General features: G+C 42.3%; 2 protein-coding genes. Both read left to right on the top strand.

Annotated features, from left to right (window positions below; all coding sequences use genetic code 11):
- Positions 1 to 1,298, top strand: a 1,298-nt coding sequence (gene cas3 / locus RMO52_RS23045) for a CRISPR-associated helicase Cas3' (RefSeq protein ID WP_310419002.1), incomplete at its 5' end; no start/stop codon positions are given.
- A partial coding sequence (gene cas8a1 / locus RMO52_RS23050) for a type I-MYXAN CRISPR-associated Cas8a1/Cmx1 (protein ID WP_310419004.1) occupies positions 1,289 to 2,030 on the top strand: 742 nt, incomplete at its 3' end. The genes cas3 and cas8a1, both read left to right, overlap by 10 nt.

The following is a 2,030-nucleotide window of genomic DNA, read 5'->3' on the forward strand; positions in this document are numbered from 1 at the left end:
CCCGCGCCGATCTCGATCGAGAGTTATTATTTTCGAGAGAAGATGACGATGTAGAATCGATCGATGCACGAATGCAAGCGTTCCAGACTTGGCGGAAAAAATTAATTGTCTGTACGGTAGATTCAGTTTTAGGCTTGATTCAAAATAATCGCAAACCGCTATATGCTTGGGCGGCGATCGCTCAAGGAGCATTTGTATTTGATGAAGTTCATGCCTATGACGATCGGTTATTTGGAGCATTACTCCAATTTTTGAGAGCTTTTCGGGGTGCGCCAATTCTGTTGATGAGTGCTAGTTTTACTAATGGACAATTACAGAAAATTCGGGAGGTGATGGCGGAACTAGGGGAGGACATAGCCGATCCAATTAAGGGGCCACAGCAGCTAGAAGAGCTACCCCGCTATCAATTTCGGTCGATCGATACTAATAGTCCTCAAGCATCGCCGGAAATTTGGCAAGCAGTTATTGACACGCTCAAACAACGTCGAAAAGTGCTGTGGGTGACTAATTCTGTGCAAACTTGTATCGATCTTTATCGAGAGGCTAAAATCCAACTAGCTAAGGAAGGATTAGAACCGCCGCTAATTTATCACAGTCGCTATCGCTATTTCGATCGACTAGATAAGCATAAGCAAGTAATTGCAGCTTTTAGACACAATGATGCTCCCGTCTTGGCAATTACTACTCAAGTCTGTGAAATGTCCCTCGATCTGAGTGCCGATCTATTATTAACAGCGATGGCTCCAGCAGCGGCGATTATTCAGCGGTTGGGTAGACTCAATCGACGAGTTAGTGAGCTAGTTGATGGTGTATATACGTTAGATTCTGGCAAAATTTGCACTTGTATTGTTTACCCTTGGGAAAATTCTCGCCCTTATCAGGAAGAATTGGAAACTGGTAAACAGTTAGTCGATCGATTGCAAGAAAACTTGGCAATTTCTCAGCAAGATTTAGCAGATGTAGCGATCGAATTAGGTTGCCATCAACCTGAACTTAGCTCTTCTGCATGGTTAGAAGGAAATTGGGCGAGTTATCAAGGTATTCTGCGATCGGGTGGTATTACTATTACCGCGCTACTTCAGCAGGATATCGACATAATCAAATCTAAAGCCCAACAGCGACAAACCAAAAACAACTCTTATTTTGGACAAGCTTTAATGGCGGAAGCCCAAGGGTATGCCGTTCCAATTATTCCACCGAAAGGCTGGTATGAATGGAAGAAGATTCGTTTTTATCCAATTGCACCACCAACAGCAATTACTTATAGTCCTGAAACTGGAGCGGAACAATGCAAATAGAATTGAGTTTGGGCGATCCCAGCTTTACTATGTTGCATAGTGCGGGTTTGGCTGGTTTGTGGATGACATTACATCAACTAGATCGAGAGGGGGTAAAGTGTGAGGGATTAACTTGGAAGTTGGCAGATCGATCGATATCTTTAACTATTGATGGTAGCAATTTAGTTGCACTGCAATGGTTATTACAGGAATCTTTTCAATTGCAAGATGGCACGATCGCTCTACGAGGCTTGGATGCTAAATCGATGCAGCTCCAGGCACTGGCGATCGTTCATCAAGGTATTCTCGGTACATTTCTTCAACACAATAGTACGCATAAATCGGCAGGGACTAAAACTATTAACTTCGAGTTAGATGAGAATAAAATTATCTCGATAACTTCTAAATCACTAAATAGTTATGCCTATCAAGACTTTGCAGCTAGTTTGTGCGATAAAAATGGAGAATTATCAACCAAGCCGATTAATGTAGCTGGGTGGTTGAATCCTGGTGCCGCAGTGCGACATGTCGCTTTTAGTAGTAATACTAGTATTTCGGAGTCGGCGATTAATGCTCTATTATTGTTATTCGCTCCGGTTGCTTGCTACTACTATATTTTACGCTCGAAGCTTCGAGATAAACGCGCTCAATATGCTTTAGTCATTCCCGAAATTACGAACTTAGCTGCTTTTGCTAAATACAAACAAAATATTCACAGTCGCTATGCCACATATCAGGATTTTCATGCTTCTA

The organism is Chamaesiphon sp. OTE_8_metabat_110, from assembly GCF_031382685.1.
Classification (GTDB): Bacteria; Cyanobacteriota; Cyanobacteriia; order Cyanobacteriales; family Chamaesiphonaceae; genus Chamaesiphon.